General features: G+C 61.0%; 8 protein-coding genes, 8 pseudogenes and 1 riboswitch. Of the genes and pseudogenes, 6 read left to right on the top strand and 10 right to left on the bottom strand.

Going from position 1 to position 14,431, the window contains the following annotated elements; all coding sequences use genetic code 11:
- Positions 1-8 precede the first annotated feature (8 nt).
- Positions 9-217: riboswitch (cobalamin riboswitch) on the top strand.
- A 106-nt stretch (positions 218-323) separates the two neighbouring features.
- The 4 genes and pseudogenes from GKR99_01100 (at position 324) to cobN (ending at position 6,274) form a co-directional block, all read left to right on the top strand.
- Positions 324-968, top strand: a complete 645-nt coding sequence (locus GKR99_01100; protein ID NKB26226.1) for a hydantoin utilization protein A — start codon at positions 324-326, stop codon at positions 966-968.
- A gap of 92 nt (positions 969-1,060) precedes the next feature.
- On the top strand, positions 1,061-2,128 hold the full coding sequence (gene cobW, locus GKR99_01105; protein ID NKB26227.1) for a cobalamin biosynthesis protein CobW: 1,068 nt from the start codon (positions 1,061-1,063) through the stop codon (positions 2,126-2,128).
- Positions 2,125-2,576 (top strand): annotated as a pseudogene (locus GKR99_01110) (GNAT family N-acetyltransferase). The gene cobW and the pseudogene GKR99_01110 overlap by 4 nt, the downstream one beginning before the upstream one ends.
- Positions 2,576-6,274, top strand: coding sequence for a cobaltochelatase subunit CobN (cobN, locus tag GKR99_01115; protein NKB26228.1), 3,699 nt, complete (start codon positions 2,576-2,578; stop codon positions 6,272-6,274). The pseudogene GKR99_01110 and the gene cobN overlap by 1 nt, the downstream one beginning before the upstream one ends.
- Here cobN and GKR99_01120 read toward each other — a convergent pair.
- From GKR99_01120 to GKR99_01155, 8 genes and pseudogenes are all read right to left on the bottom strand, one after another.
- Entirely contained in the window at positions 6,263-6,586 is a 324-nt protein-coding gene (locus GKR99_01120) for a hypothetical protein (GenBank protein ID NKB26229.1), read from the bottom strand. The two genes, cobN and GKR99_01120, sit on opposite strands and share 12 nt — an antisense overlap.
- Positions 6,587-6,626: 40 nt before the next feature.
- Positions 6,627-7,585 (bottom strand): annotated as a pseudogene (locus tag GKR99_01125) (IS630 family transposase).
- Between the two features lie 87 nt (positions 7,586-7,672).
- Positions 7,673-8,464, bottom strand: a pseudogene (locus GKR99_01130) (2-keto-3-deoxy-L-rhamnonate aldolase).
- Between the two features lie 10 nt (positions 8,465-8,474).
- Positions 8,475-9,275 carry a 2-oxo-hepta-3-ene-1,7-dioic acid hydratase gene (gene hpaH / locus GKR99_01135; GenBank protein NKB26230.1) on the bottom strand — a complete coding sequence of 267 codons (801 nt, stop codon included), beginning with the start codon at positions 9,273-9,275 and terminating at the stop codon, positions 8,475-8,477.
- Positions 9,272-10,125 (bottom strand): annotated as a pseudogene (locus GKR99_01140) (2-hydroxyhepta-2,4-diene-1,7-dioate isomerase). The gene hpaH and the pseudogene GKR99_01140 overlap by 4 nt, the downstream one beginning before the upstream one ends.
- A 154-nt stretch (positions 10,126-10,279) precedes the next feature.
- Positions 10,280-11,084 (bottom strand): annotated as a pseudogene (locus tag GKR99_01145) (3,4-dihydroxyphenylacetate 2,3-dioxygenase).
- Between the two features lie 15 nt (positions 11,085-11,099).
- A pseudogene (locus GKR99_01150) lies at positions 11,100-12,059 on the bottom strand (aldehyde dehydrogenase family protein).
- Positions 12,056-12,444 (bottom strand): annotated as a pseudogene (locus tag GKR99_01155) (5-carboxymethyl-2-hydroxymuconate isomerase). The pseudogenes GKR99_01150 and GKR99_01155 overlap by 4 nt, the downstream one beginning before the upstream one ends.
- 92 nt (positions 12,445-12,536) lie before the next feature.
- On the opposite strand from GKR99_01155, the gene hpaR reads away from it, so the two are divergent.
- Positions 12,537-12,995, top strand: coding sequence for a homoprotocatechuate degradation operon regulator HpaR (gene hpaR / locus GKR99_01160; protein NKB26231.1), 459 nt, complete (start codon positions 12,537-12,539; stop codon positions 12,993-12,995).
- 51 nt (positions 12,996-13,046) lie between these two features.
- Positions 13,047-13,316 (top strand): hypothetical protein, encoded by a 270-nt coding sequence (locus GKR99_01165; protein ID NKB26232.1) that lies wholly within the window; start codon positions 13,047-13,049, stop codon positions 13,314-13,316.
- 3 nt (positions 13,317-13,319) lie between these two features.
- On the opposite strand, the pseudogene GKR99_01170 reads toward GKR99_01165, so the two are convergent.
- Positions 13,320-14,012: pseudogene (locus tag GKR99_01170) on the bottom strand (IS5/IS1182 family transposase).
- Positions 14,013-14,078: 66 nt separating this feature from the next.
- Positions 14,079-14,294: a LacI family DNA-binding transcriptional regulator gene (locus tag GKR99_01175; GenBank protein NKB26233.1), complete on the bottom strand. Its 216-nt coding sequence runs from the start codon at positions 14,292-14,294 to the stop codon at positions 14,079-14,081.
- Between the last annotated feature and the right edge of the window lie 137 nt (positions 14,295-14,431).

Consider the following 14,431-nt stretch of genomic DNA (forward strand, 5'->3'; position numbering starts at 1 on the left):
AATGGTCGAGCATGGTTCCCCGTTCCGGTGTCTCAACACCAAGGGGATCAAATGGGAATTCGGTGATGGTGACCCAATCCGGGGCCAGATGCCGAAGCCGCCCCCGCGACTGTAAGCGGCGAGCGGGCTGTCACTTAGCCACTGGAGCGATCCGGGAAGGCGGCAGCACGCAGCGACCCGCGAAGCCAGGAGACCTGCCATGCACCCGGGGTTCGCCCCGGTCCGACTGAACGGACGGGGTGTTCCGTGATGGTGGTGCTGACGACCTGGTGCCCCTTCGACGAACTCTCCCTACATCGCTGATCTCGAAGGATGAGGGACTTATGAAAAAAATTCTGACCGCTGCGCTGGCGCTTGCTGCCACGCCTGCCATGGCCCACCACCCGCTGGGTGGCTTGCCGATGGAAACTTTTGCACATGGCCTGTTGTCGGGTGCCGGGCATCCGGTGCTGGGCTTTGACCATCTGTTTTTCGTGGCGCTGATGGGCGTCGCGGCACTGTTCACTGTGCGCAAGTATGCCTCACCCTTGGCGTATATCGGCGCGATGCTGGCCGGGACGCTGATGATTTCGACCGGGCTGACCCTGCCGGGGATCGAGTTCGTCGTGGCCCTGTCGCTGCTGGCGCTTGGAGCGGTCGTCTTGTCGGGCCGCGCGCTTGGGATGCCCGCCGCGCTGGTCCTGTTCGCCGGCTTCGGCCTGTTCCACGGAGCCGCCTTTGGCGGGTCCATCGCGGGGCAGGAAGGCGGCGTCGGAGGCGCGGTTCTGATCGGCTATCTGATTGGCCTGGGCGCGATCCAATACGGCATCGCACTGGCCGCGGGCTGGGTCGCGGAACGCCTGCTTGGCGCGACCGAGGCTGCCGCCGTGAACGCCCGCCTGGCGGGCGCAATGGTCGCCGGTGTTGGCGCGTTCCTGGTGCTGGAGGCCGTCGAAGGCCCGGTTCTGGGTGCTGTCTTCGGCGTCTGATCCGACGAAACATTCTGACCTGAACGGGTCGCGCGGCACCGCGCGGCCCGCTTGCCCTGTTCCATAATCCGGACCCGAAAAAAGGCGCTGTCATGCCCGCAAAAATTCCTGCCACTGTCGTCACCGGCTTCCTCGGGTCCGGCAAAACCACGCTGATCCGGCATCTGATCGAAAATGCCGGGGGCCGCCGCATCGCGCTGGTTATCAACGAATTCGGCGACCTGGGCGTGGACGGAGATATCCTGAAAGGTTGCGGGGATGAGGCCTGCGCCGAGGATGACATCATTGAGCTGTCCAACGGCTGCATCTGCTGCACGGTGGCCGAGGATTTCGTGCCCACGATCGAAGCCCTGCTGGCACGCGAAACACCACCCGATCATATCGTGATCGAGACCAGCGGCCTCGCCCTGCCGCAACCGTTGGTCCGTGCCTTCAACTGGCCCGAAATCGCAACCCGCGTGACGGTGGACGGCGTGGTCACCGTGGTCGATGGCAAGGCGGTGGCCGAGGGGCGGTTTGCCCATAACGTCGCCGCCGTGGACGCCCAGCGCGCGATGGACGACAACCTGGATCACGAAACCCCGCTGAGCGAGTTGTTCGAGGATCAGATCGCCTGCGCGGACATGATTGTCGTCAATAAATCCGATCTTCTGGGCGCGGCCGAGGCTTCGGACCTTCAGGACAGCCTGCGCATTGACAGCCGGGATGGCGTGCAGGTGCTGGCAACCTCGCACGGGGCGCTGCCGGTGGATGTTGTGCTTGGGCAAGGCTCAGGGGCCGAGGGCGACATGGATGCCCGTCACGAAGTGCATCACCATCATCATGACCACGACGAAAACAGCGACGATGCAGGCGATGACCACCATCACCACGACCACGACGACTTTGAAAGTTTCACCGTAACACGCGGCGAAATCGACGATCCGGTCGCCTTTGCCGAACAGGTGGCCACGGTTATTCGCGCCCATGACATCCTGCGCCTGAAAGGTTTCGCGGCCGTCACCGGCAAACCCATGCGCCTGACCCTGCAGGCCGTCGGCCCGCGTATCGACACCTATTTCGACCGCCCATTCGGCAGTGCTGCGCGCGAAACCCGACTTGTCGTCATCGGCCAATCAGGACTTGACCAGGCCGCGATCACGGCGGCGCTGTCGGCATGAGCGTGATGGTCGCCATCGGCGACCCGGAGGAGGCCGCCGATCTGCTGCGCGCCAGCCACGCGCTGATGCAATCGCTGTTTCCGTCGGAGTCGAACCACTATCTGCCGGTCGAGGCGCTGGCAGCCCCGAATATCCGGTTTCTGATTGCTCGCGATGGCGGCGCGCCGCTTGGGTGCGGTGCGGTGCGTTGGCGTTGAAGGACGGATATGGAGAGCTGAAGAGCATGTTCGTCGCCCCCGAGGCCCGTGGAAAGGGCATCGCAGAGGCGTTGATGGTTCACCTTGAAACCATCGCCCGCGACGAGGGCGTGAAAAAGCTGCGGTTGGAGACTGGCAACCTGCTGCACGCCGCCCATCGACTGTATGAACGCCGGGGATTCACCCGGCGCGGTCCGTTTGGCGACTACCGTGACGACCCGCTGAGTGTGTTCATGGAAAAACCCCTCTGATGCATTTGCTGGCGGCAACCCCCGGCGCCATCGACGATGGCACCGAACCCGTCGACCTGGGCCAGACCCCGGCAGATGTTGTGGTGATTTCAGCCGCCGATACCGAATTGGCCGCGCTGTCCGAAGCCCGCACAGAAATGGAGTCCCCCCCGACCCTGCGACTGGCCAGCCTGATGCATCTGAAGCACCCGATGTCGGTTGATTTGCATCTGGACACCTGCGCCACGAAATCCCGTCTGGTGGTGGTGCGGATGCTCGGCGGCGCGGGCTATTGGCGATACGGGTTTGAACAATACGCCGCCCGGCTGGCCGAGGCGCGCGTGCCTGTCGCCTTCCTGCCAGGCGATGACAAACCAGACCCCGAACTGCGCGAATTCTCGACCGTTTCGACGCAACATTACGACGCGCTTTGGGCCTATCTTGTGGAAGGTGGTGGCGAAAATTCGGCGAATTTCCTGAGCTATTGCAACCACATACTGGACAGCACGGAAGAACCGAATCCGGCCCGCCCACTGTTGCGCGCGGGCGTCTATTGGCCCGGTGCGGGTGTTGCCGATATTGCAACGGCGCAGCAGAACTGGACCGACGGCGCACCGGTCGTTCCGCTGATCTTCTATCGCGCCTTGGTGCAGGGGGCGGGGCTGAACCCGGTCAACCGGTTGACGCGCACGCTGCTGCGCGAGGGGGTGAACCCGCTGCCGATTTTCGTCGCCTCGCTGAAGGATCCGGTAAGCGTTGCAACGCTGGATGGTCTGTTTCGCGCAGCGCCGCCAGATGCGATCCTGAACGCGACCAGCTTTGCGGTTGGCTCTCCACACACCGACGATCCAACGGCGAACAACCCGCTGGCCGGTCCCGCCGCCAATGCCGCCCCGGTCTATCAGGTCGTCTTTTCCGCCGCCTCGGAAGACAGCTGGGCCAACGGAACTTCGGGCCTGTCCGCGCGCGATATCGCCATGAACGTCGCCCTGCCAGAGGTCGACGGCCGCATCCTGTCCCGCGCGGTATCGTTTAAGGGTGAAGCATTTTTTGACGAGGCGACGGAATGCCCCATCGCCACATACCGTGCCCAGGGGGATCGCATTGCCTTTGTCGCCAAACTTGCCGCCAACCAGGCACGTCTGCGCAATACCCCTGCGTCTGACCGCAAGGTCGCGCTGATCCTCGCCAATTATCCCAACAAGGACGGGCGACTGGCGAATGGGGTCGGTCTAGATACGCCCGCGGCGACGGTGAATGCCCTGCACCGTCTTGCGCAGGACGGGTATCGCACCCACAACCTGCCCGGCGACAGCGCGACGTTGATGGAAACGATCCTGCAAGGTCCGACCAACTGGCTGACAGATCGCGCCATCCGAACCGGCGGCGTCACCCTGTCGATGGCGGATTACCAGATTGATTATGGTCAACTGCCGCTTGAGGTCCGCCAAAAGATCGAAGAGCGCTGGGGGGCACCACAGGCCGACCCGTTCTTTTCACCCGGAGAGGTCGATTGCGGGCATTTCAGCCTGTCTGTTCTGGAGTTCGGCAACGTCGTCGTCGGTATCCAGCCTGCGCGCGGTTATAACATCGACCCGACCGATACCTATCATTCGCCCGACCTGACGCCGCCGCACAATTACCTCGCCTTCTATTTCTGGCTGCGGCATCAGTTTCGCGCCGACGCAATCGTCCACATGGGCAAGCACGGCAATCTGGAATGGCTGCCCGGCAAGGCGCTGGCCCTGTCCGATAGCTGCTGCCCCGAAGCCATCCTTGGCCCGACGCCGCATATCTATCCCTTCATCGTCAATGATCCCGGCGAAGGAACACAGGCAAAACGCCGGGCACAGGCGGTCATTATCGACCACCTGACGCCGCCCCTGACACGCGCGGAAACCTACGGACCGCTACGGGATCTTGAGGCATTGGTTGACGAATACTACGAAGCTGCAGGCGTCGATCCCCGGCGCATCACGCACCTGCGCCGCGAAATTCTGTCGCTGACCTCGGCCACCGGGCTGGACGCGGATGCCGGGTTCACCGGTGATGCGGATGGCGATCTGGCCAAGCTGGACGCCTATCTGTGTGAGCTGAAGGAGGCGCAGATTCGCGATGGATTACATGTGTTTGGCAACAGTCCGGAAGGGGCGCTGGAACGTGATCTGCTGATCGCGCTGGCGCGCACGCCGCGCGGTGACGGGACCGGCGGAAATGCCTCGATCCTGCGGGCGATGGCCGCTGATCTTGGCCTGTCGCTTGACCCGCTGGATTGCGATATGGCGTCACCGGCGATCGGAAAGCCTGACGCGCTGGCAGGTCTTTCCACGGAAAACTGGCGCAGCAACGGCGACACGGTCGAACGTCTGGAACTGTTGGCGCAGGCGCTGTTGGATGACCCCGAAGCGCCCGTTCCGGGACCGGCCACAGGGGCGGTTCTGGATCAGATCTTGGCCGGTCTGCGCCCCTCGGTCGCGGCCTGCGGGGATGCCGAAATGGATGGGCTGATGACCGCGCTAAGCGGGCGTGCGGTGCCACCCGGGCCGTCCGGTGCGCCCACGCGCGGACGGCCCGATGTGTTGCCGACGGGGCGAAATTTCTATTCGGTCGATACCCGTGCGGTGCCGACGCCGACCGCATGGAAACTGGGGTGGAAATCCGCCAACCTGTTGATCGAAAAGCACCTTCAGGATCACGGAGACTGGCCGCGTGCCATGCTTCTGACCGCCTGGGGCACGGCCAACATGCGCACCGGCGGTGACGACATCGCGCAGTGTCTGGCGCTGATGGGGGTCAAACCGACATGGGATTCCGCGAACCGCCGCGTCACCGGGTTCGAGGTGTTGCCAGCCAGTGTTCTGGGACGGCCCCGGGTGGATGTGACGCTCAGGATCTCGGGGTTTTTTCGCGATGCGTTTCCTGGCCTGATCGACCTTGTGGACAGCGCCGCACGGGCCGTCATGGCGCTGGACGAACCGGCGGACCTGAACCCGGCGCGGGCCAATGCCAAGGGGGCGGACGGGCAGCATCGTGTGTTCGGTTCTAAGCCCGGTGCATATGGCGCCGGACTACAGGCGATGATTGACGAAAAGCTGTGGCGCGACCCGGCAGACCTGGCAGATGCGTATCTGGAATGGGGCGGCTATGCCTATGGAAACAAAGCCGAAGGTGTGCGCGCGCGCCAAGCGTTCGAGACGCGTTTGGGACAGGTAGAGGCGGTGGTTCAGAACCAGGACAACCGCGAACATGACGTGCTGGACAGCGACGATTATTACCAGTTCGAAGGCGGCGCCGCGGCGGCGGTTCAACACCTGCAGGGGCAATCCCGCACGATCTATCACAACGATCATTCGCGCCCGGAACGCCCGCTGATCCGCACGTTGGAGGATGAGATCGGGCGCGTTGTACGCTCCCGTGTGGTGAACCCCAAGTGGATCGACGGGGTGAAACGGCACGGGTACAAAGGTGCGTTCGAAATCGCGGCGACGGTGGACTATATGTTCGCATTCGCGGCGACCACCGGGGCGGTGAAGGGCCACCATTTTGACGCCGTCCTTGCCGCGTTTCTGGAAGATGAAGACACCCGCGACTTCATTGCTGAGGCGAATGCCCCAGCCCTTGCCGAGATTGCCGAGCGGCTGGCCGAAGCGATTGATCGCGGCCTCTGGACGCCACGATCAAACTCTGCCCGGGCGTTGATTGATCGGCTACGTGCCTGAAGTCAGGTCCTGTTCGGCAGGCGATGAACACTCCAGAATGGCTTTCACCAGCGCCTGATCGCCGCTGAGTTTCTTGACCTGACATCCTGTGGATGACTCGATGGCGCGGGTGGCGTTGAGCAGGACTTGCGCCTCGCTCGGGCGGAAAATGAACCCCAGGCGATAGGCTTCGACCGCGTCGCCGCGACGGTGTATGGAAAAGCGCATGCCGCCGGCTTCAATCTCGGCCTTGGGCGATCCGATGAATTGCGGGCTGGGGCTGTCGCAGGCGGCCAGCAGCAGCAGCAGGATGGACAGGGTGCGGTACGTCATGGACGGGATCTTCGCAATGTGTCGCTAAAGCGTTTCGACATTAACCTGAGACATATCCGGCGGCCTTAAAGTAGTTCCAGCATTCTACTGGGTCGTAGAGATCGCAGATTGCTCCGATTGCTTCGAAGACCTGGGTAAAGGACCTGGCCCCGATCCGTCGCAAATGGGCTTTCAGTTTAGAGAAGGCCTGCTCGATGGGATTCAGGTCGGGCGAGTACGGTGGCAGGTAAAGGAACCAGCAGCCGTGATTGCGTAAAGCCTGCGTCGCCTCCTTATTCCGGTGGGTTGCCAGGTTGTCGAGAATGACGACAGTGCCGGGGTTGATCTCGGGGACCAGCACTTCGCGGATGTAGGCCGCGAAGGCGGGGCCATCTATCGCTCCCTTGATGACCCAAGGTGCGATCAGCGCGCCTTGGGTCAGGCCCGCGATCAAGGTTTGGGTTCCCCAGCTTCCGAAGAGCGCATCCATCGTCAGGCGCTTACCGCGCTTGGCTCTGCCGCGTAGGCGCGTGAGGTTTGTCTTCACTGCGGTTTCGTCAATAAAGACAACGCGCTCAGGAAAGGTCGCAATGGCTGGCGAGCGGTATCTGAACCAGTCGGCCCGTTGCTGCCTTACCTTGGCGCGGCGGCGCTCGGTTGCGACCAGCGACTTTTTTTGTACGTGAAGCCGAGCCGGGACAGAAGGTTGGCGATGGAGGAGTGATGCACCCGCACACCCTCTGCATCGGCCAGCGCATTACGCAACTCAAAGAGCGTGATGTCAGGGTCTTGTGCGATCAACTCCTCAAAGAATTCCCGATGCGGAGCCAGCTTTCCCTTGCCGCGCGGCGGTCCCTGCCGGGCAGGTTCCGCATGACCCTTCATCCTCACCTGACGCGCCCACCGCGCGCCTGTGGCAGGCGACAGCTTCAACCGCAACGCCGCCGCGCGCCCGCTCAACCCTTCTTCAATGTATCTCTGAAACCGTATCCGAAGCGCAGATGGCAAAGGTGCTGACATGATCCATCCTCCCAAACAGGATGAATCACAGATCAGGTCTCAAGGGAATCCCTCGCGATTCAGGTTCAAGACGAAACGCTTTAGTGATCAGCCGTCTTCGGGGTTTTTGAGGCGTTCGGATGCGTCTGTGGCAGCCAGACGCATGTTGCGAGCAAAAAACGTCACGTCGATATCTGTCGCAATGAAGGAAGCGCCGAGCCTTCGGCACTGCGCTTGCAGGTCCTGGTCCAGCGTCAGAATGCCTGCGGCCTTTCCCGCGGCCATGATGCGCCTGATCGCATCTGTGGCTGCGTCTTTGACTTCCGCGCGCCCGGCCTGACCGATGAATCCCATGTCCGCCGCCAGATCGGACGGACCGATGAAAACCCCATCAAGCCCATCAACGGCCAGGATGTCATCCAGATTTGCCAATCCTTTCAGGTTTTCGACCTGGACGATCAAATAAATCTCGTCCCGGGCGGTCGTCAGGTAATCGCCAATTCCTGCGAAATCCGAGGCACGGGCCAGGGCAGATCCAACTCCGCGAACGCCATGGGGTGGATAGGTCACTGCCGCGACAAGGTCTCGCGCCTGTTCGGCGCTGTCGACCATGGGAACAAGCAGCGATTACGCCCCGGCATCAAGCAATTGCTTGATGACCCAGGCCTCGCCAATGGGTGGCCGGACCACACCGTGGCAACCTTTGCCCGCAAGAACCTGTAATTGCGCGGTGATGGAACGCAGATCATTTGGCGCGTGTTCGCCGTCGATCAGCAGCCAGTCATAACCGGCACCGGCGCTGATCTCGGCGATGTAGGGGTCGGCCAGTCCCAGCCAGCAGCCCAGTTGCAGATCGTCCCTGGCGATGGCGTATTTGAACGGATTGTGCGGCGCTGGCATGGCGTCTCCCTCAGGCGAACGAGATGTCGACGGACCCGAAGCCGCCGAAATCTGCATGGATCTGTGAACCCGCAGGGCATTCGACGGCGCGGATGAAACTGCCCGACAGGATGATCTGGCCCGGCTCGATCTGTTGTCCGTATTGCGCCATTCGATGCGCCAGCCAGACGACGCTTTCTACAGGGTCATTCAGAACCCCGGCCCCAAGGCCGGTTTCTTCGACGACACCGTCGCGGGATGTAATCGCGCCGACCCAGCGCAGATCGAAGGCATCCACGGCGTGTTTCCCGGCCCCCAGAACCACGCCTGCATTGGCCGCGTTGTCGCTTATGGTATCAAACACATTGCGGGTCTCGCCGGTGTCGGCATCCAACCGAACAATCCGTGTATCCAGGATTTCGATTGCTGGCGCGACATAGTCCGTTGCCGCCAGAACCTGCGCGCGCGTAACGGCGGAACCGCCGATGGGGGATTTCATCACGAATGCGATTTCGGCTTCGATCCGGGGCTGAATGAACCGCCCGGCTGGAATGGTCGCGCCGTGGTCAAATACCATGTCATCAAACAGGATCCCGCTATCGGGGATATCGATGTTCAACGCGTATTGCATTGCCTTCGAGGTCAAACCGATTTTCCAGCCGACAACGCGACGCCCCTGGTCCAGCTTGGCCCGATAGATCGCATTCTGAATGGCATAGGCATCATCCATGCCCATGTCAGGGTGCACCTTTGTCAGCAGGCCGATCTGGGTGCCGGACGCCTCGGCACTCAGCAGGTCGGTCGCAGCTTTGGCGAGATCTTGCGGGGTCATCGAACCTCATCCTCGACGGTGTTGCGCAATGTGCCGATGCCGTTCACCTCGACTTTGACCACATCCCCCGGCTTCAGGTATTGTGGCGGGTCAAGCCGCGCGCCTGATCCAGTCGGTGTGCCGGTCACGATGATATCGCCCGGCTGCAGCGTCATGAAAGTCGAGATATATTCAACCTCGCGGCGAATGGGATGCATCATACGGGCGAGGGTGTCGTCCTGACGCACCGCGCCGTTCACGCGGGTGATGATACGCGCGTCGTCCAGCTGGCTGGCATCTGTGAACGGGACCAGCCAGGGGCCAATGGACCCGGAATTGTCCCAGTTCTTGCCCTGTGTCACGTTGAATTTGGCATGCCGTACCCAGTCCCGGATTGTCTCCTCATTGCAGAGGGTCAGCGCAGCGATGTGATCATAGGCATCGGCCTGGGATATGCGGCGGCCCGCCTTGCCGATGACGATTGCGACCTCGCCCTCGTAATCCAGCATGTGGCTTTCGGGCGGGCGGATCAGGGGACGGTCGTGACCGGTAAAGCCGCTGGCAAAACGCGGAAAAAGGGACATGTACTTTGGCTGATCCGAGCCGTCTTTGTATTCCGAATTGCGGTCCGGGAAATTGACCCCACGCAGAGGATGCGGCGCGCGTTTGGTAAGACCATTTCGTATCTGAATTCTGCATGCGTGACGGGTTTGCCATCTGCGGCCCGTGCCAGATCGCCCAGCCCGCCGGCCACGACCGCTTCAAACAGCGTTGGCCACTTTGGAAAATCATGGTTCAGCGCAATCATACCGGCGTCGGTGACCGCGCCATAATGGATCTGATTGTCGGAAGTATAGGTGGCGAAACGCATTCTCAGGCTCCCTTTGCGCGGTCAGGGCCGCACAGGTGTTCTATCTGGTTGCTGTATGAACTTCGGGCTGCTGGCGTAATCCAAAATCCGGTCCGCGCATCACGCCTGGTGCGGGTATTGGACACGGGGGCGGGTTTCCGCTGCTGTGGGAGTGTCATGGCGCGATGATCGGGCTGGCTTTGATGGTCGAGTCCTTTTGCGGGGCCCCGACAAAGGCCGTCCCGTGCCGGAACCAGCTTTCGGATGCGGGTGCGCCCCAAAGGGTCTGGCGCTGCGGATCCTGCAAATCCCATTTGATCGGTTCCATGGCGGGATCGACGGTCTGGTAATCCGAACAGTAGATTTCGATCCGGTGCGCGTCCGGGTCGAGGATATACAGAAAGAACGCGTTCGAAATTCCGTGCCGCCCCGGCCCACGCTCGATATTGCCGACATGCCCGGTGGTGGCCATCAGGTCGAGCAGGTCGATGATGTTCAGCGGCGTCGGCACCTAGAACGCAACATGGTGCATCCGATGCATCCACATCATGGCTAAAGCAGTTGAAGTGGTCGACCCGCAGCTGCTTCACCCCATGATAGAGCGCGTATTTCTGGTGGATCGGCGCCAACCGGTCCATCTTGTGATAGAATTCGAGCGGTATGCCCATATTGTCCGAGGTCAGCAGCGTCCTGCCCTGATAGGGGCGTTCGACCCAGGAGGTTGGGCGGCCCTTGGCTTTGAAATAGGCCGCAGCGCGGTCCAGATCATCTTCGTCAAACGCCTTGAATCCCATAACCTCGACCGTGCCGGGCTGGTCGGATTTTTACAGGATGACGCAGTGATGCCCACGTTCTTCCATCGCGCGCAGGTAAACGTGGCTGTCACTTTCATCGGTAACCTGCAATCCGACCAGCTCGGTTTAAAACGCCTTACTGGCGGCAAGGTCTTTGACGTTCAGACATACATGGCTGAGGCGGATGGTGTTGACCCGTTAGATCAGGCGGGATTCGAAGTCTTCGCGGATCGTATCCTGGATCAGCAGGCGTGAGGATGATGTGCAACGCTCTGCGTTGATCGAATAGATCAGGAAGATCACGGCATCCAGCGCCCGAGCCAGGTCGGCGTCGTCAAACACGATCACCGGGTTTTTGCCGCCCAGTTCCAGATGGTTACGTTTCAGCGTGTCGGCCCCCTGTTTGGTGATCAGGCTGCCGGTACGGGATTCCCCGACAAATGCGATCGCCTTGATCGCGGGATGTTCGCACAAGGCTTTTCCGGCGCCGTCTCCGAAGCCATTGACGGTGTTGAGGACACCGGCGGGCAGGCCCGCATCTTCGGCGATTTCGACCAGCAGGCGCGCCGTCAGGGGTGAGGCTTCGGCGGGCTTGTGGACGACCGTACAGCCCGCCGCAAGCGCCGGGGCGATCTTCCACGTGGACAGCATGAACGGCGTGTTCCACGGCGTGATGACACCGACAGGTCCAATCGGCTTGCGGGTGGTGATATTCATCAGGGTCGGCGACTGAAGATGTTTGCCATCCCGCGCGGATGTCACCTGATCGGCGAAATACCGAAAATTCTCGGCCCCGCGCAGGGCGGCTTTGGACATGAATTTATAGGCTTGGCCGGTGTCCCAGCATTCGCAGAGGGCGATCTCTTCGGCGCGCTGTTCGATGCCTCCGGCGATCCTGATGAGGATCTTCTTGCGCGCAAGCGCGGGCATATCGCGCCAGTCGGCAAACGCTTTCTGCGCGGCCATTGCGGCCTTGTCGATATCGGCGGCATTTCCGTGCGCGACAGTGCAGATCAGGGATTTGTCGACGGGCGATGTGTTCAGGAACGTGCCATCGCCGCCCGCGACATCCTGCCCGGCGATCCGGTTCATGATGCCGCCGTCACGGAACCGTTCCAAAATGCCGTTCAGCTTGGCGATGTTGTCGTTGAGTGCCCTCATGTGCGGTCCTCCAGGTGGTCACGGAGGTTGCCGAATTTCGGGGACAGGTTGGCGTTGATGTCGCGCATTTCGGCCGACAACGCGACAGAGCGTGTTTGCATGGCCGGTGCCATGAACGTTTTCAGGGTGTCAAAAATCTGCGCGATTGCATCGCTTTTGACGTCTTCTGACCTGTCTTCGCGCAACCGGACCGAAGGTCGATGAACACATGCCGACCGTCCCCGTCGGCCATTGCGACATGATCGACGCGGGTGGCGCGCGCCCGTATTCCGGCCATCGGAAAGGCCTCAATCCGGGCGGCGGCAGCGCGGATTGCTTCGCAAAGCGCGCCGATGTCCACGGCGTCCTCAAGATTGGCCGAATAGTCGGTATGAATGTGGGGCACAGTTGACTCCTTTTTAATTGCCTTGTTAAGTAAAATGCTTAACTTGGCAATAGTATTTTCCGGATGGTAGGATGATGCGAAGGGGTGACATGATGGCATCTGACAAAGACGATGATCCGCAGCCCGAATTGCGTAGCACCGACAGATCGCTTGCGATTTCCCTTTTGAGGACGCGGGAAAGCGTGATGCAGCCGATCCGCGAAATGCTTAGCAAAAGCGGGATCAGCGAACAAAAATGGCGCGTTCTGCGTGTTGTGGCCGAATCTGGTCCGATGGATCAGACCGTTCTGGCCGACCGGGCCTGCCTGCTGCTGCCCAGTTTGACGCGGATCCTGAAGGCGATGGAAGACGACGGGTTGCTTGATCGCAATCCCAGCGAAACCGACCGGCGCAAGACGCTTGTTTCCATTGCGCCAAATGGCCAGTCAATCCTTGAAAAACACGCCGATGAATCAAACGCGATTTTCCAGCGATTGCGTGACAATTACGGGCACGACGACATGCGCAAACTGCTCGACATGTTAGAGCGTCTGCAGAGCATCGCCCCCTGAGGTTACCCGCCCCAGCGTTTGACCATATCCCGGCAAAAAAGGCATCGCATCATGCAGACTTCCAAGCCCATTCAGGACCTGCTGGATCGCCGGGCAAACCTGTCGAGTCCGAATGTTTCGACGTTTTACGACGACCCCGTCCATGTGGTTCGCGCCAGCGATGTCTGGCTGTGGGATGCCGAGGGGCACAAGTACCTCGATTGCTATAACAACGTTGCATATGTCGGGCAGTACAATCACACGCGCCCTCACCAAGCGCTCAACATGCGACCTTCAATGCCAGACACTCTAATCGGAAATGGCCCAGGACTTGGGGGCTAGACAGGTATCGATGAGATAGTTGTCGGAGTAGGCAAAAAATGCGGGACCCTTACGCGCCGCCGTCCACTGGCTGGCTGGGTCGGAATAGGACGTGAACTTTGGCTCGACCGGTGTCGCTGCTCCGAATGCGGCCTCATCCAGAGTGTCGAGATACTCGCGGACCGCGCGGGGTGCAGCGTCTGCATCGATCCGCGCAATGTCCCATTCTTCCTTTGGCGCAGAGTACTGCTTGTTGGCATCCGCCTCGATCAAGCTGGCATCGACGGCCAGGCGCTGACCGCTGACGAGACCTTCGGCGATGCATCGCGCGACCGTGGTCTCGAAGAGATGGCGCAGCAGCTCACTCTCGCGGAACCGACCATGCCGGTTCTTTGAAAAGGTCGAGTGATCCGGCACCCGATCGGCCAGGTCGAGCCGACAAAACCACCTGTACGCGAGGTTCAAGTGTACCTCTTCACAGAGCCGCCGCTCGGACCGGATGCCGAAGCAGTAACCGACGATCAGCATCCGGATCAGCAGTTCAGGATCGATCGAAGGACGACCGGTGTGGCTGTAGAAATCGGCAAGATGGGCGCGGATGCTGCTCAGATCGACGAAACGATCAATCGATCGCAGCAGGTGATCTTGCGGGACATGGTCTTCCAGCGAGAACTCATAGAACAGCGCCGCCTGTGCTTCCTGCCTCGGTCCCATCATGGCTGATCCTCCCGCTTGTTGAGAGGATTGAATCAGCGCCATAGCCCTCGATCAAGCAGGAGTTTTTCAACAAAATTGGCCCAGTGCATCCAGTGCCGCCTCTACCTTTTTTCTGGTGGCATCCGCAACTTTGCCGGGCTGGTTGATTGACCTGGACACAGTCATTGCGGACACACCGGCGCGTTCAGCAACTATTGCCAGGTTCGCGCGCCCTTTGGGCAGTGTGATACGATCAGCGGTCACTGTAGCTCCTATGTCTGTTGCGCCTAAAACACGCGTCAGGCAGGCGTCTGGTGTTCACCTTACAATAACGGAGTTTTCCGGGAAACTGATGCATTTTCCTGGCAGAGGTTCCGGTTCGGTTTCTGTTCAGGGTTCGGCGGCAGCGGTTTGGCGCCGCAAGTGGCGTATTCTGGCGG

The sequence above is a fragment of the Paracoccaceae bacterium genome (genome assembly GCA_012103375.1).
Classification (GTDB): Bacteria; Pseudomonadota; Alphaproteobacteria; order Rhodobacterales; family Rhodobacteraceae; genus WLWX01.